The 18,050-nt window shown below is 59.9% G+C and carries 16 protein-coding genes, 1 tRNA gene and 1 pseudogene; 9 read left to right on the top strand and 9 right to left on the bottom strand.

Annotated features, from left to right (window positions below):
• Positions 1-33 precede the first annotated feature (33 nt).
• The 5 genes from ACP7EG_RS06185 to ACP7EG_RS06165 all read left to right on the top strand — a co-directional run bounded on the left by ACP7EG_RS06185 (position 34) and on the right by ACP7EG_RS06165 (position 5,088).
• A complete protein-coding gene (locus ACP7EG_RS06185; protein ID WP_426086874.1) occupies positions 34-1,953 on the top strand; it encodes a TolC family protein in 1,920 nt (639 codons plus the stop codon).
• Positions 1,953-2,735: an efflux RND transporter periplasmic adaptor subunit gene (locus ACP7EG_RS06180; protein ID WP_426086873.1), complete on the top strand. Its 783-nt coding sequence runs from the start codon at positions 1,953-1,955 to the stop codon at positions 2,733-2,735. Before ACP7EG_RS06185 ends, ACP7EG_RS06180 begins: the two co-directional genes overlap by 1 nt.
• Positions 2,736-2,770: 35 nt before the next feature.
• Positions 2,771-4,114: an HlyD family efflux transporter periplasmic adaptor subunit gene (locus tag ACP7EG_RS06175; RefSeq protein ID WP_071076932.1), complete on the top strand. Its 1,344-nt coding sequence runs from the start codon at positions 2,771-2,773 to the stop codon at positions 4,112-4,114.
• Positions 4,115-4,161: 47 nt separating this feature from the next.
• Complete coding sequence (locus tag ACP7EG_RS06170; protein WP_426086872.1) at positions 4,162-4,548, top strand: hypothetical protein; 387 nt, start codon at positions 4,162-4,164, stop codon at positions 4,546-4,548.
• A gap of 99 nt (positions 4,549-4,647) precedes the next feature.
• Positions 4,648-5,088, top strand: coding sequence for a DUF411 domain-containing protein (locus ACP7EG_RS06165; protein ID WP_071077044.1), 441 nt, complete (start codon positions 4,648-4,650; stop codon positions 5,086-5,088).
• Between the two features lie 91 nt (positions 5,089-5,179).
• Here ACP7EG_RS06165 and ACP7EG_RS06160 read toward each other — a convergent pair whose 3' ends face one another.
• Together ACP7EG_RS06160 and ACP7EG_RS06155 are read right to left on the bottom strand one after the other, a co-directional pair.
• A complete protein-coding gene (locus tag ACP7EG_RS06160) occupies positions 5,180-7,411 on the bottom strand; it encodes an NADP-dependent isocitrate dehydrogenase (protein WP_426086870.1) in 2,232 nt (743 codons plus the stop codon).
• Between the two features lie 308 nt (positions 7,412-7,719).
• Entirely contained in the window at positions 7,720-7,956 is a 237-nt protein-coding gene (locus ACP7EG_RS06155) for a hypothetical protein (protein WP_099763532.1), read from the bottom strand.
• Between the two features lie 388 nt (positions 7,957-8,344).
• On the opposite strand from ACP7EG_RS06155, the pseudogene ACP7EG_RS06150 reads away from it, so the two are divergent.
• Positions 8,345-8,776 (top strand): annotated as a pseudogene (locus tag ACP7EG_RS06150) (integrase core domain-containing protein); the annotation flags it as partial.
• 156 nt (positions 8,777-8,932) lie between these two features.
• A complete protein-coding gene (locus ACP7EG_RS06145) occupies positions 8,933-10,495 on the top strand; it encodes a hypothetical protein (protein WP_426086869.1) in 1,563 nt (520 codons plus the stop codon).
• 506 nt (positions 10,496-11,001) lie between these two features.
• On the opposite strand, the gene ACP7EG_RS06140 is transcribed toward ACP7EG_RS06145, so the two are convergent.
• The 4 genes from ACP7EG_RS06140 to ACP7EG_RS06125 form a co-directional block, all read right to left on the bottom strand.
• Positions 11,002-11,076 (bottom strand) — tRNA-Val (locus tag ACP7EG_RS06140).
• Between the two features lie 82 nt (positions 11,077-11,158).
• Entirely contained in the window at positions 11,159-11,875 is a 717-nt protein-coding gene (gene dnaQ, locus ACP7EG_RS06135) for a DNA polymerase III subunit epsilon (RefSeq protein WP_426086868.1), read from the bottom strand.
• 202 nt (positions 11,876-12,077) lie between these two features.
• Positions 12,078-12,515 (bottom strand): ribonuclease HI, encoded by a 438-nt coding sequence (gene rnhA / locus ACP7EG_RS06130; RefSeq protein WP_071076881.1) that lies wholly within the window; start codon positions 12,513-12,515, stop codon positions 12,078-12,080.
• Positions 12,508-13,284, bottom strand: coding sequence for a class I SAM-dependent methyltransferase (locus ACP7EG_RS06125; RefSeq protein WP_096235741.1), 777 nt, complete (start codon positions 13,282-13,284; stop codon positions 12,508-12,510). The genes rnhA and ACP7EG_RS06125 overlap by 8 nt, the downstream gene beginning before the upstream one ends.
• 19 nt (positions 13,285-13,303) lie before the next feature.
• Here ACP7EG_RS06125 and gloB point away from each other — a divergent pair, with 19 nt between their 5' ends.
• Positions 13,304-14,113, top strand: coding sequence for a hydroxyacylglutathione hydrolase (gene gloB / locus ACP7EG_RS06120; protein WP_426086867.1), 810 nt, complete (start codon positions 13,304-13,306; stop codon positions 14,111-14,113).
• Positions 14,114-14,192: 79 nt separating this feature from the next.
• On the opposite strand, the gene aceB is transcribed toward gloB, so the two are convergent.
• Positions 14,193-15,791, bottom strand: a complete 1,599-nt coding sequence (gene aceB / locus ACP7EG_RS06115) for a malate synthase A (RefSeq protein ID WP_219136727.1) — start codon at positions 15,789-15,791, stop codon at positions 14,193-14,195.
• Positions 15,792-16,007: 216 nt separating this feature from the next.
• Here aceB and ACP7EG_RS06110 point away from each other — a divergent pair, with 216 nt between their 5' ends.
• Positions 16,008-16,919 carry a LysR family transcriptional regulator gene (locus tag ACP7EG_RS06110; protein ID WP_034784477.1) on the top strand — a complete coding sequence of 304 codons (912 nt, stop codon included), beginning with the start codon at positions 16,008-16,010 and terminating at the stop codon, positions 16,917-16,919.
• Positions 16,920-17,182: 263 nt separating this feature from the next.
• On the opposite strand, the gene ACP7EG_RS06105 is transcribed toward ACP7EG_RS06110, so the two are convergent.
• Both ACP7EG_RS06105 and ACP7EG_RS06100 read right to left on the bottom strand, forming a co-directional pair.
• Positions 17,183-17,386 (bottom strand): cold-shock protein, encoded by a 204-nt coding sequence (locus tag ACP7EG_RS06105; protein WP_010398811.1) that lies wholly within the window; start codon positions 17,384-17,386, stop codon positions 17,183-17,185.
• Positions 17,387-17,684: 298 nt separating this feature from the next.
• A complete protein-coding gene (locus ACP7EG_RS06100; protein ID WP_426086866.1) occupies positions 17,685-18,047 on the bottom strand; it encodes an Hpt domain-containing protein in 363 nt (120 codons plus the stop codon).
• Positions 18,048-18,050: the final 3 nt, after the last annotated feature.

Raw genomic sequence — 18,050 nt, 5'->3', positions numbered from 1 at the left:
ATGACAAGACTTCATAACCCAGGAGCACCATCGATGACTTTTTTTACCAGTGTCACCCGCACCGTCCCCCCGGCAACCCTGCGCCGCCTGCCCTTGGCCATCGTGCTGGGCGCCATGCTGAGCGCCTGCAGCGTTCTGCCCGAGCCGATCGATGCGGAAACCCGCAACGTCCGCGCGCGCAACGATGTGGAGACCCTGTTCAAGGATGTCGAACCGGTCAGCGGCGAGGTCACGCTGCACGAAGCGTTCGCCCGCGCCCTCAAGTACAACTACGATTACCGGCTGCGCTCGATGGAGCAAAGCATGGCGTCGAGCCAACTCGACCTGGCAAAATATGACATGCTGCCGCGCCTGACCGTGGCGGCCGGCTACAGTTCGCGCAGCAACGATGCCGGTTCGCGCTCGGTCGACCTGGCCACGGGCGTGGAAAGCAATCTGTTCTCGGGCGCCCAGGAACGCACGCGCAACACCCAGAACGCGGTGCTGGCCTGGAACGTGCTCGATTTTGGCGTCAGCTATGCGCGCGCCCAGCAGCAAGCCGTGCAAGTGATGATTGCCGAAGAACGCAAACGCAAGGTGGTGCAGAATATTTCGCAAGACGTGCGCCAGGCATTCTGGCGCGCCTATGTCGCCCAGCAAACGCTGCCGCGCATGGACGAATTGCTGAACCGCGTCAAGGAAGCCCTGCTGCGCAGCGAGCGCATGGAAACGGAACGCATGCTGCCGCCGCTGCAAGCGCTGGCCTACCAGCGCGCCATGCTCGACTTGCACCAGCAAATCGTGGCGCGGCGCCAGGAATTGATACTGGCCAAGTCCGAATTGAACGCGCTGATCAACCTGCGTCCAGGTACCGTGGTAACCTTGTCCGCCGGCCAGGAAGAGCAGGAAACGAGCAAACTGCAGCCGTTCGACGACTTGAACGCGCTCGACCTGGCGGCGCTGAACAACCGGCCGGAATTGCGCGAGGAAGATTACCGCAAGAAGATCTCCGTGCTGGAGGGACGCAAGGCCCTGCTGGCCTTCCTGCCCGGCATCGAGCTGAACCTGTCGAGCAACCGCGACAGCAATAAGTTCTTGCTCAATAACACCTGGGGCGAGGCTGGCAGCACCGTCTCGCTGAACCTGATGCGCGCCTTCGCCTACCCGGCCACCAAGCGCGCCCAGGAAAGCCAGGCCCAGCTGGACGACACGCGCCGCATCGCGCTGACGATGGCCGTGCTGACCCAGGTGCGCATCGCCACCCAGCGCTTCCAGGAAGCACGCGCCGACTACTTCGTCAGCAGCCAGGCGGCCAAGGTCGACGCCCGCATCGAACAGCACACCTTGTCCGCCACCAAGGCCAGCGCCGAATCGGAAATGGAATTGCTGCGCACGGAAGTGCGGGCCGCGTTGTCGGAAATGCAGCGCTATGTCGCCCTGGCCAACTTGCAGAGCGCCTATGCCCGCGTGGCCAATTCGGTGGGCGCCGACTTGCTGCCCGAGCAGCCGCAGAGCAGCAGCGTCAGCGCCTTCACGGCACAACTGGCCAAGGCCGACCAGGACTGGCGCAAGACCAGTTTTCATACGACAGACAGCGCGCTGCCTGCGCCGCAAGTAACTTTTGGCAACATCGCCACCCCGGCCGGCAGCGGCCTGGACCTGGCAGCGCTGCTGCGCGCGCGCCTGCCGGAACACGGCGCGGCGGTGACGGGCGTAGCCGGCGAGCACACGCCCGTGATCAGCGCCACGGCCAGCGTGGGCCAGCCCAGCGCCGGCATGCGCTCGGTCGAAGTGACGTGGTTGATCAAACGCGGCGACGTGACCCTGGCCAGCATCCCCTACCGCTCGGCCATTCCCGACAGCGTGGCCTCGGCCTGGCCCGTGTTCGGCCAGGCGGCGGCGGAATCGGCGGCCGCCAAGATCAGCAGCCTGCTGCGCAGCGACGCCGCCAGCCGCCGCCAGGTGAGCAATTGATGCGCCTAGCGTACCATTGCACCCTGGGCGGCACCGCCGCAGTGCTCGCTATCCTGCTGTCGGCCGGCGTCCAGGCGGCACCGGTGGCGGCGGCCAAGCCGGCCCCGGCCGACACGCACAAGACGATACGGGTACTCGTCGCGGCCGACCAGGAAAGCGTGCTGGCGTCGCAGATGGCGGGCCGCATCGATCAGGTCTCCGTCAAGCTGGGCAGCACCATCAAGGCCGGCCAGGTCTTGCTGCGCTTTAATTGCGATGAGCAGGATGCCCACCTGAAAATGGCCAACGCCGAATTTTACGGCGCCCAGCAAACCTATGAATCGAAGGTCAAGCTGCAATCGATGCAATCGGTGGCCGAAATCGACGTGCAGCAGGCGGGTGCGGCGGCGCAAAAATCCAGGGCGCAAATCCAGCTATACCAGGCGCAACTGCGGCAATGCACTATTGTCGCGCCGTTCGCCGGCCGGGTCACCCGCTTGCTGGCCAAGCAGTACGCCAGCGTCAACATCGGCCAGCCCCTGATCGAAATCGTCAATGACCGCAAGCTCAAGGTGCAGCTGAACGTGCCTTCGCTGTGGCTGTCCTGGCTCAAGCCGGGCCAGCCGTTCACGCTGCAGATCGATGAAACGGGCAAGGCCTATGAGGCGAAGGTACAGCGCATCAACGGCCGGGTCGACGCCGTCAGCCAGTCGATCGAAATCGAAGGCGAAGTGCTGGGCAATCCCGATAATTTACTGCCAGGCATGAGCGGCGTGGCAAGCTTCGCACCGCCCAAACGCTGAGCACCAGCCCCATCCACGCCTCACCAGGAAGTCCCTTGTCAGAATCATCGATCAATTTGCACAGCATCGGCACCCTGCTCCAGATCGAGCAGGATGTGCGCCAGGCCGGCAGCGAAAACGCCGTCGAATTCATCGCCGTCAACGACACCTGGCGCATCCTGCCCTACCGCCAGGCCGTGCTATGGCGGCTCGACGCTGCCGGCCTGGCATCGCTCAAGCTGGTATCCGGCCTGGCCGAGCTGCCCGCCGACTCGCCCTACCGGCAATGGATGAACGCGGCCCTGCGGCACGTGGCGCCCAGCCTCACGCCGGGCAAGGCGCGGCAGCTGGCGCGCGACGCGCTGCCGGAAGCCCTGCAGGACGGCTGGGATGAATGGGCGGCGCACAGCGTCTTGCTGGTCGCCCTGCCCACACCCGTTGGCGGCTGCGTCGGCGGCTTGTGGCTATCGCTCGAAAGCGCGGCGGGCGAAGCCGAAACGGCGCTGGTCGAGCGCCTCGCCGGCGCTTACGGACACGCCTTGTGGGCCTGGCGCGCGCGGCCGTCAGGCTGGCGCCACAGCGTGGCGCGACTGCAAGCCCGACCCAGGCGTCTGTGGCTGGCCGCCGCGCTGGTGGCGCTCATTCCCATGCGCCTGACGGTGCTGGCGCCGGCCGAAATCATCGGCAAGGACGCCAAGCTGATCGCCGCGCCGCAAGACGGCGTGGTGGCGCGCTTCTTCGTCAAGCCGAACCAGATGGTGGCGGCGGGCGCGCCCTTGTTCGCGCTGGAAGACACGGGCGCGCGCAACCGCAACGAAGTGGCGGCCAAGTCGCGCGCGGTGGCGGCGGCCGAATACCTGCGCGCCACGCAAAAATCGTTCAGCGACGGCGCCAGCAAGGCCGACCTGTCCTCGCTGAACGCGCGCCTGGAAGAAAAATCGGCCGAAGCGCAATACGTGCAGGACATGCTGGACCGCATCCAGGTGCGCGCGCCCGCAGCCGGCATCGCCGTGTTTTCGGACCAGAACGACTGGCTGGGCAAACCCGTGCAGACGGGCGAACGCATCATCTTGCTGGCCGATCCGGCCAAGGTGCAGATCGCCATCCGCCTGCCCGTCGACGATGCGCTCAGCCTGGAACCGGGCGCGGACGTGAAGCTATACCTGAACGTGGCGCCGCTGGGCACCGTCGCTGGCGTGCTGACCCAGTCCAGCTACGAGCCGACGCTGAGCAGCGAGGGCGTGGTCGCCTATCATTTGAAGGCCGACCTGGCGCCCGGCGAGCCGCTGCAGCGCATCGGCTTGAAAGGCACGGCCAAACTGTACGGCGGCTGGGCGCCGCTGATCTACCACGTGCTGCGCAAACCGCTGGCAGTGGCCCGCCGCACGCTGGGCGTTTGATCGCAGACGCAGACCAGGCCGCCCGCGCCATGGTATACTTTTGCGCGATGATGCGACTCCTCAAGACCTGGCTGATCCTGATGTTGATGACGCTGCTGCCGCTGCAAGCGGTGGCCGCGGGCATGCGCCTGTCTTGCGCCAGCGGCCTGCAAGGAACGCGGCACAGCCTGTCGACGGACGCCGGCGCGCCAGCTTGCCACCAGGCTCAGGCAACCCCAAAAATGGACGGCACGGATAGCACAGACAGTGCGCCCGGCGAACGGCATGCCGTTTGCGGCGCCTGTTCCGCCTCGTGCATGGGCGCATGCATGTCCCCACCCAGCGCGCCCGCCCTTGCGGCCTGCGACGGGGCGCAAAGCGTGACGCTGACCGATACCCCGCCGCTGGCGGGTTTCGTGCCCGACGGCCCGCGCCGGCCGCCCCGGCGCGCCTGATTTGCCGCGACGCCGGAGACCGGCGCCAGACCTGGGCCGCCCCTGGCGCATCGCGCCCACGGCCATCCTCCATTGATTCAGTACTTGAAAGATAACATCATGATCCGACATATCCTCATGCGCGGCGCCTGCGCCGCCATGCTGGGCCTGCCCCTGCTCGCCACGGCCGCCGGCCCCGTCATCGACGTCTACAAAAGCGCCTCGTGCGGCTGCTGCACCGCATGGGTCAAGCACCTGGAAGCGAACGGTTTTACCGTGCGCGCCAAGAACGTCGAGATGCCGGCGCAATATCGCCAGCGCGCCGGCATACCCGACCAGTTCGGCTCCTGCCACACGGGCATCGTCAACGGCTACGCCATCGAAGGCCACGTGCCCGCCAGCGACATCAAGCGCCTGCTGCGTGAGAAACCCCAGGCGAAAGGCCTGGCCGTGCCGGCCATGCCCATGGGCTCGCCGGGCATGGAAGGACCGCGCAACGATCCCTACGACGTGTTCCTGGTGAAAGCCAATGGCACTACGGTCTACCAGCACTACAAATAAGACTGAGGGGAAATGAAAAACGCCGCCGAGATCACTCCCGGCGGCGTTTTTTTGTCAGGCAGTAAAGAACTTACTGCCTCTCAGGACTGCATCAGATGGTGTCGAGCACCGCATTCAGGCTGGCGCTCGGACGCATGACCGCTTCCGTCTTCGCCGGATCGGGCAGGTAGTAGCCGCCGATATCCGTTTCCTTGCCTTGTACTGCTTTCAGCTCGGCAACGATCTTTTCTTCGTTGTCGGCCAGGGCTTTGGCCACTGGCGCGAAGTGCGCCGCCAGTTCCGCATCGTCCTTCTGCGTAGCCAGGGCTTGCGCCCAATACATGGCCAGGTAGAAATGGCTGCCGCGGTTGTCGAGCTCGCCAGTACGTGGCGATGGCGACTTGTTGTTGTCCAGCAGCTTGCCGGTGGCTTCATCCAGGGTTTTCGCGAGGATTTTGGCCTTCGCATTGCCCGTCTTGATGCCCATGTCTTCCAGCGACACGGCCAGGGCGAGGAACTCGCCCAGCGAATCCCAGCGCAAATGGTTCTCTTCCACCAGTTGCTTGACGTGTTTCGGTGCCGAACCGCCGGCGCCCGTTTCGTACATGCCGCCACCGGCCATCAGCGGCACGATCGACAGCATCTTGGCGGACGTGCCCAGTTCCAGGATCGGGAACAAATCGGTCAGGTAGTCGCGCAGGATGTTGCCGGTCACCGAGATGGTGTCCAGGCCGCGGAAGGCGCGTTCCAGCGTGTAACGCATGGCGCGCGTTTGCGACATGATCTGGATTTCCAGGCCGCTCGTGTCGTGCTCCTTCAGGTAAACCTGTACCTTCTTGATCACTTCGTTCTCGTGCGGACGGTAGGAATCGAGCCAGAACACGGCAGGCATGCCCGAGTTGCGCGCGCGGGTGACGGCCAGCTTGACCCAGTCGCGGATCGGCGCGTCCTTGACCTGGCACATGCGCCAGATATCGCCCTCTTCGACCGTTTGCGTCAGCAGCACTTCGCCCGTTTCCAGGTCGGTGATGTTGGCGGTGCCACCTTCTGGCACTTCAAAGGTCTTGTCGTGCGAACCGTATTCTTCCGCTTGCTGCGCCATCAGGCCCACGTTCGGCACGGTGCCCATGGTCTTCGGATCGAAGTTGCCATGCCATTTGCAGAAACCGATCATTTCCTGGTAGATGCGCGCGAAAGTCGATTCCGGCATGACTGCCTTGACGTCTTTCGGACGGCCATCGGCGCCCCACATCTTGCCGCCGATACGGATCATGGCGGGCATGGACGCGTCGACGATGATGTCGTTCGGCGAATGGAAGTTGGTGATGCCCTTGGCCGAATCGACCATGGCCAGTTCCGGACGATTCGCGTGGCAGGCGTGCAAATCTTTCAGCACTTCATCTTTTTGCGACGCTGGCAGGGTCTCGATCTTGTCGTACAGATTGCTCATGCCATTGTTGACATTCACGCCCAGCTTGTCGAACAGTTCGGCGTGCTTGGCGAACGCGTCCTTGTAGAAAATGCGCACGCAGTGGCCGAAGACGATCGGGTGCGAGACCTTCATCATGGTCGCCTTGACGTGCAGCGAGAACATCACGCCCGTTTTGAAGGCGTCGTCGATTTCCTTCTCGTAAAACTCCAGCAGCGCTTTCTTGCTCATGAACATGCTGTCGATGATTTCGCCCGCTTTCAGCGCAACCTTCGGTTTCAGCACGATGGTCTTGCCCGAGGCGGTGACCAGTTCCATCTTGACATCGCGGGCCTTTTCCAGGGTCAGCGATTTTTCGCCATGGTAGAAGTCGCCATGATGCATGTGCGAGACGTGGGTTTGCGACGCCTGGCTCCATTCGCCCATCGAGTGCGGGTGCTTGCGTGCATACTCTTTGACAGCCTTCGGTGCGCGGCGGTCGGAATTGCCTTCACGCAGGACCGGATTGACCGAGCTGCCGATGCACTTGCCGTAACGGGCCTTCAAGGCTTTTTCTTCTTCCGTCTTCGCGTCTTCCGGATAGTCCGGCAGCTTGTAGCCACGGCCTTGCAATTCGCGCACGCAAGCGATCAATTGACCTTGGGAAGCGCTGACGTTCGGCAATTTGATGATGTTGGTGTCTGGATTCTGGGTCAATTTGCCCAGTTCAGCCAGGGTATTCGGGACTTTTTGCGCGTCCGTCAGGAATTCGGGAAATTCGGCCAGTACACGCGACGCCACCGAAATATCCGTGGCGACGATATCCACGCCAGCCGGCGCGGTAAATTTTTTGATAATTGGCAGCAGGGAATACGTCGCGAGCAGCGGCGCCTCGTCAGTCAGCGTGTAGATGATTTTGGATTTTTGTGTTGCCATGTTCATTCCCTTGTATGCGGTGATGCCTGGTGGTTAACTTTCTTCATTCCAAACACAGGACGGTTAGCCTTGCTTTGGACGGCTAGTGTGCCGGCGGTGACGCCGTGCTTGCCCACCACGTATTTTAGACTGTCCTGCCGCTGTTTGTGTATCCGATGGCGACGAATCTTATATAAGACAGCAAATATCTGATGGCGCCGGGCCCGAACGGCCATTTTCCGCCTTGAAATGGGTGCAGGACGGCGGCACGGCATGTATGTCGCCTTGATGAAGCATTCAATATTGACAATATCCAAGTGGGAGCGACGTCACGCCCGCTCGTTCTTGACGATGCCGCGCACATTCATCAGCGCCAGGCAAACGTTCAGCACGATCAAGGCCCAGGCTGCGTCTTGCCAGCCCCAGCAGACCCACAGCGCATTGCTGATCAAAAAGACCCAGAACCCGGCGAGGCGCCGCGCGGCGGTGCGCGAACCCACCAGCCAGGCCGCCAGCAGCGAAGCGGCCATGGCGGGCCATTGCAATAATTCGAGGATGTCGGACATGGCGCCTCCTGTTTGCCAGCAACGTAGCAGTATTGTCTGTCGTTTTATTGGCGCACGCCTGCCAGGGGTGGCACCACTTCCCCGCAAATGAGGATTCTTACCCAAGCGTTTCAATCAGCTTGTCAAAGCTCAAGCGGTGGTGTTGATTATCGTGCCAACGGCACCCGAGGCAGCCGCGACCTTGGTGCCATCGTGATCACCATTGCTATCCATACCTCCAGCCTTGACCTGCTGTGTAACGACAGCCACCGGCGCGGTGTACGCAGACGCTGTCGAGCTAGCAATTGCCGATGTCATGTTGCTCTCCAAAAATTATTCCAGGGGTGCATCAGCATTTACGGCAAGTTTTCAAGAAACCTGGCAGTGAAGGTCAAGTCGCGCCCCTATCTGCTATCGCTATCGCGCTAAGCTCGATGCGGAAAACGCTGTCGTGGCTGACTGGCTGGTACGCCTGACCAACAACCAGCGCAACTGGGGCTTTGGCCTGTGCTTCCTGTATTTGCGCAACGTGAAGGGTTTTAAATGGAACCACATTCGCTGCGATAACGGCCCGGAGTATATCAGCGCCGTGACGCTGGCCTGGGACGCCAAACGCGGCATTCGCATCGACTTCATCCAGCCTGGACAGCCGCAACAGAATGCTTATGTCGAGCGCTATAACCGCACGGTGCGCTACGATTGGTTGGCCCATCACCTGCTTGAAACGCTCGATGTGATCCAGGATTTCGCAACCCGCTGGCTGTGGACTTACAGTCACGACCGGCCCAACATGGCACTTGGCGGCATCACACCAAAACAGAAGCTTGCCTTGCCCGCTTGACCTCTACTTTTAGCACGATCTAAAAATGGGGGGATTACCATAGACGAGTGGCAGTAGAGCTAGAAATTCAAGGTGTTGACCACGATCGCGATTTTGATACCTAGCAATAAGTAGTCACCTCCGTAGAATAGCGACAACTTCTTTTAAAGGAAAAACATGCTGCCAACTACTAATCAACTGCCGACGCTAGGATACCTGCACAAGGTCATATGCGATAGCCTGGGCCTGTGGAACAGCGACAACGAAGACGTCACCTTCCACGTCACGGCCACCGAGCAAGAGCGGCGTACGGCGTTGCGACAAGCTTTCGATGCAATTAAAAAAGAGGACGGCGTGTATGGATCCCTCGACGACTTGGTCGCAGTGACTACCCAGTTCGCGCCAAAGGATAGTCAGAGCGTTAAAAAAAGTAGAACGATCCAAAGCTATGTCAATCATCTATCCAAAACCGACTTTGAATCCCTCGACGACTATGTAAAGTTACGCCAATACATCATAGTGTTGCTCAATGAGCGTTACGCCCGCTGGGGCGTAGCCGAACTGGCGGTCAGCTTTTACGTGTCGGCGCTTGCCCACTACCGGGAGTTTGTCAGAGAGTACGCCTGCGATGCGCAGAGTCAAAAGTACAGTTATCAGTGTTTTCTCAATCAAGATCTTCGCTTGCTGACGGGAACTCTAACCCGCGAGTTGTTACCAGACGATACTTGGCCGGATGCGGCGCTGAATGAACCGTGGCCCTTGAAGGGATTCGCTGATGCTGCTTGCAAGATCACCGGTACGTCGCTGCATAAACTTCACCAGTACCACGAATTTCAGCGAAAGGGACCGCTCAACGAGCAAGTATGGACCCGTGACTTCACCTCCCAAGGGGTCAATACTCGGTCCAAACAGGTAATCGAGCGGCTACGCAAGTACAGCCGGATGAAGTGGGAAACTTTTTACGCCACCCTTCAACCGCTGACTTACTACCTGCCGAAGGCGATTCATGAAAAGGTATTCGCGACTCATGCGTTTGCAGCCATGATCGCTCACAACCTCAATGTCTATGTGGCTGATTGTGGACCATTCGAGCCTCCCGCAAGAGGCCATCTGACGCACGGCCAGGTTGATCAGAGTCACGCAATACCTAGCAGCGACTTGCTTGATCTGCTATTCAACGACTATCCAATTGGCCACGAAGTTTCCGCCCAGCAAGCGCCCAACCGCTATCAAGCTCTGCTCGCCGGAATCAGGACACTACCTGGCTCACTGAACCTTGCAATGGACATTCCGAGCAGCCTGGAGCTAATTTACGAAAAAGAACATAAGAGGTTCATCGAAGGGGCATCGCACGCAACGTTAGCGAATGGCCCCAACTGGCTCAAAGAATGGGCACGAGCCCGAGATGCCTTGTTTATCGGTGATGCCGGTCTTGCGCTCGCGCACTTCAATACTGCATTCGATCAGGCAAAGTACGTGGCGGGGCCATTATTTATACCCTTCTACATACAGGTGTGTGCATTCTGCAAATCGCAATATCGGGTACTTTCAGAGCGGAAGGAAGAGGAATTGTTCGAGCGGTTCTACGAAGGCTTGGGCAGCAACGCCGCGCACTACGCAAAATTGGTAGGCTATACCCCGCAGTGGGAGCGAGACCCGAAGACTCTGATACCCCACGCAATACTACCTCTGAAGTCGCGGTTGATTACCAGGGAAATCGACGCGCTGGCAAAAATCTAGTACAGCGGGATCGCACCGACCTTCCATGGGGCATCCTATGTAGGCCAAGCTTTCGAAATGCATCACTTTACCGGAGAGTGATGCAACTTACAGTGATCCGGAAAGGAGATAAAAATGAGCAAAGGTAGCGGTAATAACGGGGGCCGTAGTGGTGGCTCCCAAAGTAGTGGCAGTAAAGGCGGCGGGGCAGCTGGCGGTGGCCGTGGGCAAGGAAATGGCGGAGGGTGGCCAAGTGGAACGGGCAAGCCATCCGGCGGAGGGCGCAGCAATGCCCCCGCCCCCGCTGGCAACAAATAGGTCTGGCGCTGGTTTAGCTTAACAATTCCGTCGAGAGGAACCGCCCGCAAGCTAAGCTTGTGGACTCTCTTGACGTGAAAACGGCCGCAGGAAGCGGCCGTATCGTTTGGGGCTGGACAATGGACGAGAACTCATTGCCCCATATTTGCCTCAAGTTCCTATTCAGACAAGATATGAAATCTTAAATCATTGAATACAAACGAAAAATTTGGTGGGAAGTGCAAGTTTCGAACTTGCGACCCCTGCAGTGTGAATGCAGTGCTCTACCCCTGAGCTAACCTCCCGAAGCGAGGCGAATTATCGCATAGGTGTTGCGGCATCTGCAAGGGCTGACAACAGGAAATTTAGCATGCCACGCTTTTTTTCTCAGGCGGCCACTGGTGGCGCCAGGACGGCGGTCCAGATGCACTGGCCTTTGGCGGCCTTGTCGAGGCCGGCGATGGTGGCTTCGTGGGCGGCAAGCTCGTCGGCCGTGGCGCTCTGGAAGATGACTTCGGCCAGGGGCACGATTTCCAGGACGCCGCCATCGGCAGCCACTTCCACTTCTTCTTCCATGCTCAGGCTGTTCTGACCACGCGTCATGGCCAGGTAGACGTCGGCCAGCAATTCCGAGTCGAGCAGCGCGCCGTGCAGCTTGCGGTGGGCGTTCGACACGCCGTAGCGATCGCACAGGGCGTCGAGCGAGTTGCGCTTGCCCGGATGCATTTCCTTCGCCTGCACCAGGGTGTCGATCACGCCATGCACTTGCTCATGCACGGGCGGCAGGTTCAGGCGCTTGAACTCCGCATTGAGGAAGCCGATATCGAACGGGGCGTTGTGGATAATCAATTCGGCGCCGGCGATAAACGTGCGGAATTCTTCCGCGATTTCCGCGAATTTCGGCTTATCGCTAAGGAATTCCGTCGTCAATCCGTGGACGGCCAGCGCGCCCTCTTCCGAGTCGCGCTCGGGATTGATGTAATGGTGGAAATTATTCCCCGTCAACATGCGGTTGTTCAATTCGACCGCCCCGATCTCCAGGATGCGGTCGCCCGTGCGCGGGTTCAGGCCGGTGGTTTCAGTATCAAGAACAATTTGACGCATGGCGGATTCATTCGTAAAAGCAAAAAGCGAAGGGCACAGTATAGCAAACCTGTGTGCTGCAATCGCACCCAGACATGTTCGAACGCCCAACAAAACCGTAGCGAGCGGCAGTGATTTGTGGCCGAGAAGCGCAACCGTACTCTAGTACGGTGAGCATCACAGGCCGCAAAGCGCGACGCGCAGTAGGTTTGGTTGGGCGTTCTTAGGCGCGCACGGTCTCCACGCCCAGGTTGGCCAGCTCATCGGCCCGCTCGTTGCCCGGATGGCCATTGTGGCCACGCACCCAGCGCCATTCCACTTCATGGACGGCCTGGGCCGTATCGAGGGCCTGCCACAGGTCGACGTTTTTCACGGGTGCCTTGGCCGCCGTTTTCCAGCCGCGTGCCTTCCAGCCGTGGATCCATTCGCTGATGCCCTTTTGCACGTACTGGCTATCGGTATACAACACCACCTGGCACGGGCGTTTGAGCGCCGTCAAGGCTTCGATCACGGCCTTCAATTCCATGCGGTTATTCGTCGTATTCAGTTCCCCGCCGTAAATTTCTTTCTTGGCGCCATCGGCCACCATCAGTGCGCCCCAGCCGCCAGTGCCGGGATTGCCCTTGCATGCGCCATCGGCGTAAATCTCAACCTTATCCATCTTGCTGTTCCCGCCTTTTATTCGTGACCGGTGCGCCTGCGGGCGCCGTCGCCGGTTTCTTGGTCCACGCCGGACCGATCAAACGCATCCCTTTGACGCGCTTGATCGCCTGCACTATATACACTGCGCCCAGATATGGCCACCAGCGCGCACCGGCCTTGTCCATGAAAGCGTTGCGGCGTAGCCATTTTTCTGTCTTGCAGGCAGGTGCGTAGCAGCCGAAGTGGCTTTGGCTGACGCCCATGTTCAGCAATTTTAACCAGTCTTTCATGCGCGGCATAGAGATCAGCTCACCCGCCTGCGGCAGGTAATGGCGTCCCGTGACTCTTCCGATGCCCTGGCGCATGCCCCACAGGCTGGCCGGATTGAAGCCGCAGACGATCACGCGCCCCTCGGGGATCAGCACGCGCTCGACTTCGCGCAAGACCTGGTGCGGCTCGGCGGCAAATTCGAGTACGTGCGGCAAGACCACCAGATCCAGGCTCTGCGAATCGAACGGCAGTTCGTCGAAAGCCGACACCAGGGTCAAACGGCTCTCTTGCGGCGGACGCGATGGCAGGCGCGCATCGAGCAGCCATTTGCTGGGCATGCGGCTGGCCGCCAGCGCGTCAAGCTGGGGCAAGCCAATCTGCACGGCGTTAAATCCGAAGATGTCGACGGTCAAACTGTCGAGGCATTGCTGCTCCCAGGCGCGCACATACAGACCGGCCGGCGTCTGCAGCCAGCCGTCAAGCGCTATAATGGATTTTTCGGATGCCACACTGTCCATTCAGTTTTCTCTTTTGCTCATGACACATTCCCCTGAACACGCTTTATCGGTACTTGCCGTGCCCGCCTTTGCCGACAACTACCTGTGGCTGATCCATGACGGCCGCGACGCCGTCGTGGTCGACCCCGGCGATGCCGTGCCCATCCTCGATGCGCTACAAGCCCATCAGTTGACCTTGTGCGCCATTTTACTCACGCACCACCACGCCGACCACACGGGTGGCGTACCTGAATTGTTGCAGCATTTCGCCGTGCCCGTCTTCGGCCCGCGCAATGAGGCTATCACAACCATCACTCAACCGCTTGCCGAAGGCGATGTCGCCTATGTGCCCGAGCTGGGTTTGCAGATGACAGTCATCGACGTGCCCGGCCATACCAAGGGGCATATCGCCTACGTGCGCCAGCGCTCGGAGCAAGGCGATGCACCATGGCTGTTTTCCGGCGATACCCTGTTTGCCGGCGGCTGCGGCCGCCTGTTTGAAGGCACGCCGGGCCAGATGGCCGACTCGCTGGGCAAGCTGGCCGCCCTGCCCGACGATACCGAGGTATTTTGCGCGCATGAGTACACCTTGTCCAATCTGCGCTTCGCCAACGCCGTCGAACCGGGCAATGTGGCCTTGCAGGAACGCATTGCCATCGACACGGAAAAGCGCCAGCAGGGTTTATCGACCGTGCCGTCGACCATAGCCTTGGAAAAAGCCACGAATCCCTTCCTGCGCTACCGCGAACCGGCCATCCTGAACAGCCTGAAGGTGGAAGGCAAGCTGGCCAGCGACGCTTCGCCCGTGGAAGCATTTGCCGCACTACGTATGTGGAAAAACAACTTTTAAGCTTCTGTTTCTAAAAAGAAAAATCCCGGCGATACCATCAGGTATCGCCGGGATTTTTTATCAATCTATTTAATCAGGATCAGATTTCTTCGTACAGCGGCAAGGTCAGGAACTCGGCAAACGATTCCGACGTCGACATTTCCTCGAAAATCTGCCCCGCGCGCACATAGGTCGGACCGTTGCCGCCTGGCGCATCGCGCTGCACCTTGGCCAGTTCTTCCGGAATCATGGCGCGTACCATGTCGGCCGTGACCTTGCGGCCATCTTCCAGCACGCCCTTGCTGGAACGAATCCATTGCCACACTTGCGAGCGGCTGATCTCGGCCGTGGCCGCATCTTCCATCAGGTTATGGATAGGCACGCAACCGTTGCCAGCCAGCCAACTGCCCAGGTAGTGGATGCCCACGTTGATGTTGTAACGCAAGCCCGCTTCCGTGATCGGCGCTTCCGGCTGGAAGTTCAGCAGATCCGACGCTTTCACATCGATGTCGGGACGCTGTTTCTCGATCTGGTTCGGCTTGTCGCCCAGCACTTTGGTGAACTCGCCCATGGCCAGTTCCACCAGGCCCGGATGGGCAACCCAGCCGCCGTCGTAGCCGTCGGTGGCATCGCGCGCCTTGTCGTTGCGCACGCCGCCCATGGCGATGTCGTTCTTTTCGGGATCGTTCTTGATCGGGATCAAGGCTGCCATGCCGCCGATGGCTGGCGCACCGCGCTTGTGGCAGGTTTTCAGCAGCAGCAAGGCGTAGGCGCGCATGAATGGCGCCGTCATGGTGACTTTGGCGCGGTCAGCCAGGCAGAAATCCTTGTCCAGCTTGAATTTCTTGATGCACGAGAAAATGTAATCCCAGCGGCCCGCGTTCAAGCCCGAGCTGTGTTCTTTCAGTTCGTACAGGATTTCATCCATTTCAAACGCGGCCAGGATGGTTTCGATCAGCACGGTGGCCTTGATCGTGCCTTGTGGCAAGCCCAGCTCGTTTTGCGTCATGACGAAGATATCGTTCCACAGGCGCGCTTCCAGGTGCGATTCCATCTTCGGCAGGTAGAAATACGGGCCGGCGCCCCGTGCCAGCTGTTCCTTGGCGTTATGGAACATGAACAGGGCGAAATCAAAAATGCCGCCGGAAATGCGCTTGCCGTCGACCAGCACGTGCTTTTCATCGAGGTGCCAGCCACGCGGACGCACGACGAGGGTGGCGATCTTGTCGTTCAGCTTGTACGACTTGCCATTTTGCTCCAGCGAAATCGTCTTGCGCACGGCGTCGAACATATTGATCTGGCCCGTCAGCTGATTATCCCAGTTCGGCGTGTTCGAATCTTCGAAGTCCGTCATGTAGCTGTCCGCGCCGGAATTGAAGGCGTTGATGACCATCTTGCGCTCGACGGGACCGGTGATTTCCACGCGGCGGCATTCGAGCGCCTTCGGAATCGGCGCGATCTTCCAGTCACCGTCGCGGATATGCGCGGTTTCTGGCAGGAAATCAGGACGCTCACCTGCGTCGAGGCGCTTGGCGCGTTCCACGCGCACGGCCAGCAACTCCTGGCGGCGCGGCTCGAATGCACGCGTCAGCTTGGCCACCAGCGCCAGCGCTGCCGGCGTCAAAATCTGTTCGTAGCCGGGCTGGATTTCACCCGTGATTTGCATGCCTTCGGGAAGTGTGATCGTGTTCTGCGTCATGAAGTTCTCCGGTTTTTAATAAATATAAGCAAAGGTAATCTGGTGATCCAAGTATAAGCTGAATGACTGCGCGAACAAGCGGGACAAAGGCGTAAAAACACTCTGCCGGGCGGCGCGTTTGTTCTATAGTATTGCACTATAAGGCATGGAAACGAGATTAAAAATCACTTCATCTATGCGTTTTTATCACAAGTGACGAGATAGCGAGCACAGCATATGGGCCAGTTCAGACAAATATCGACCTTCGTGGAAGTGGTCGCCAAGGGTAGCCTGTCGGCGGCCGCGCGCGCGGAAGGCATCGCCCCGGCCATGATAGGCCGGCGCCTCGATGCGCTGGAGCAGCGCCTGGGCGTCAAATTACTGCAGCGCACGACGCGCAAGCTGGCCTTGACGAATGAAGGCGCCGCCTTCCTGGAAGATTGCCAGCGCATCCTGGGAGAATTGGAAGAGGCGGAAGCGGCCGTGGCCGAGCGCAGCGTGAAGGCCAGCGGCCATTTGCTCATTTCCGCACCGGCTGGCTTCGGGCGCCAGCACGTGGCGCCCCTGATCCCCTCGTTTGTCGCCGAGCACCGCGACGTGACGGTGTCGCTGAACCTGAACGACCGCCTCGTCGACCTGATCGGCGAAGGCATCGACGTGGCCATCCGCATCGCCAGCCTGTCCGATTCCTCGCTCGTGAGTACGAAACTGGCCGACAACCAGCGCGTGCTGGTCGGTTCGCCCGCCTATCTGAAACGGGCGGGCACGCCGCGCATCCCGGCCGACCTGGCGAAACATAATTGCCTGGCGATCAGCAGCGAAGGCAGCCAGCGGGGCTGGACCTTCCGCGAAAACGGCAAGAATGTCATTTTGAAGGTGGCTGGCAATATGGTGTGCAACGACGGCGAAGTGCTGCACGACTGGGCCTTGGCCGGCAAGGGTCTGGCGTGGCGCTCGATGTGGGAGGTCGGTGCGGAAATCGCCTCGGGCCAGCTGGTGACGGTGCTGGACCAGTTCGCCGCGCCGGGCAACGATATTTATGCCGTGTTTGCCCAGCGCCGCCACTTGCCACTGCGCATACGGGCGTTTGTGGATTTTTTGCGGCACTCATATGCCCAGCCCGACTACTGGCGTGAAAGAGCAATCTAGTCAATGCGGGTCTAACTGGAAGAACGCAGCTTGGCGTAGGTCGGCGTAGGTCGGCTTAGCGCAGCGTAAGCCGACACCAGCCCATACCTCTTGGCAGCACCACCATTGTCGGCTTACGCGCAAGCGCTAAGCCGACCTACGCGGCGACGCAAGCACGCCAAATAGAGCCACGAAGCCCACGTAAAACCCATGCCTCACGGAAATTCAGGCGAAAAAAAATCCTCGGAGACCGAGGATTTCTTTATTTCGTTTGATCCAGCGTATTAGATTGGCTGAATGTTCGAAGCTTGCTTGCCTTTAGGGCCAGCGGTCACTTCAAAAGAAACGCGTTGGTTCTCTTGCAGGGACTTGAAGCCGTTCGACTGGATAGCCGAGAAGTGAGCGAACAGATCTTCGCCGCCTTCGTCAGGAGTAATAAAGCCGAAGCCCTTCGAATCATTGAACCATTTTACGATGCCAGTTGCCATTACAATTTCCTATTTCAGTTAAGTTGGGCTTGCGCCCGTTATATCGTTTGAAGCAAGAAAGAAATGACAGACAAACTGCACTACTACCTCGAATCCAACGATGCCCAATTATACCAACAAAACTGAGAAAAACCATTCTTTCGCAAAATAAACTTGCGAACACTACTTTAATAGCCAAATCCCCGTCTTGCGGCGCCCTGTACCAGCGGCATGGAGACACTATATCCTAATCTGCGACGCCGATGCTTTGCGTTGCATCAAATGAATCATTGCAACCACATCTCTATGGAGCTGGCATTTACACGCTGAAATGGGTGGCGCCCGCATCGCGCGCGGCCCAGTGCAGCAGCGCCTCCACTTGCCCCCGCATGGCGGGCCATTCCGCCACTGCCTGCGCAGGCGTGTTGAGCATGGCGCGCACCTGCTGTTCGATGCGCCGGCATTCCTGGCCCAGCGCAGCGAAACCGAAGGTGGCAGCCGAGCCGGCGACCGCGTGCAGCGCGCGGTGCAGCTCCGTCAACGGCTCCAGGCGGGGGCCTTCGCTGTCGCAGCGGCCGCTGGCCTGCATGATCGCTTGCATCAGGGCCGGCACGCCAGCCGCATATTTTTCGTTCAGGGCGCGCAAACGCGCGCGAAAATCCGGGTCGATCAAGGTTGCCATCGT

It is taken from the genome of Janthinobacterium sp. PSPC1-1 (genome assembly GCF_049897625.1).
Taxonomy (GTDB): Bacteria; Pseudomonadota; Gammaproteobacteria; order Burkholderiales; family Burkholderiaceae_D; genus Janthinobacterium; species Janthinobacterium tructae.
Note: the sequence above shows the minus strand (reverse complement) of the source record. Positions and strands in the feature narration are given on the sequence as shown.

What these genes read in the sequence shown, in the direction of transcription:
- rnhA (WP_071076881.1), bottom strand. Translation starts at nt 12,515, where the DNA reads ATGGATAAGGTTGAGATTTACGCCGATGGCGCATGCAAGGGCAATCCC.
- ACP7EG_RS06155 (WP_099763532.1), bottom strand. Translation starts at nt 7,956, where the DNA reads ATGTCCGACATCCTCGAATTATTGCAATGGCCCGCCATGGCCGCTTCG.
- ACP7EG_RS06165 (WP_071077044.1), top strand. Translation starts at nt 4,648, where the DNA reads ATGATCCGACATATCCTCATGCGCGGCGCCTGCGCCGCCATGCTGGGC.
- ACP7EG_RS06185 (WP_426086874.1), top strand. Translation starts at nt 34, where the DNA reads ATGACTTTTTTTACCAGTGTCACCCGCACCGTCCCCCCGGCAACCCTG.
- ACP7EG_RS06170 (WP_426086872.1), top strand. Translation starts at nt 4,162, where the DNA reads ATGATGCGACTCCTCAAGACCTGGCTGATCCTGATGTTGATGACGCTG.
- ACP7EG_RS06105 (WP_010398811.1), bottom strand. Translation starts at nt 17,386, where the DNA reads ATGGCAACTGGCATCGTAAAATGGTTCAATGATTCGAAGGGCTTCGGC.
- ACP7EG_RS06160 (WP_426086870.1), bottom strand. Translation starts at nt 7,411, where the DNA reads ATGGCAACACAAAAATCCAAAATCATCTACACGCTGACTGACGAGGCG.
- ACP7EG_RS06125 (WP_096235741.1), bottom strand. Translation starts at nt 13,284, where the DNA reads ATGGACAGTGTGGCATCCGAAAAATCCATTATAGCGCTTGACGGCTGG.
- aceB (WP_219136727.1), bottom strand. Translation starts at nt 15,791, where the DNA reads ATGACGCAGAACACGATCACACTTCCCGAAGGCATGCAAATCACGGGT.
- dnaQ (WP_426086868.1), bottom strand. Translation starts at nt 11,875, where the DNA reads ATGCGTCAAATTGTTCTTGATACTGAAACCACCGGCCTGAACCCGCGC.
- ACP7EG_RS06180 (WP_426086873.1), top strand. Translation starts at nt 1,953, where the DNA reads ATGCGCCTAGCGTACCATTGCACCCTGGGCGGCACCGCCGCAGTGCTC.
- ACP7EG_RS06110 (WP_034784477.1), top strand. Translation starts at nt 16,008, where the DNA reads ATGGGCCAGTTCAGACAAATATCGACCTTCGTGGAAGTGGTCGCCAAG.
- ACP7EG_RS06145 (WP_426086869.1), top strand. Translation starts at nt 8,933, where the DNA reads ATGCTGCCAACTACTAATCAACTGCCGACGCTAGGATACCTGCACAAG.
- ACP7EG_RS06100 (WP_426086866.1), bottom strand. Translation starts at nt 18,047, where the DNA reads ATGGCAACCTTGATCGACCCGGATTTTCGCGCGCGTTTGCGCGCCCTG.
- gloB (WP_426086867.1), top strand. Translation starts at nt 13,304, where the DNA reads ATGACACATTCCCCTGAACACGCTTTATCGGTACTTGCCGTGCCCGCC.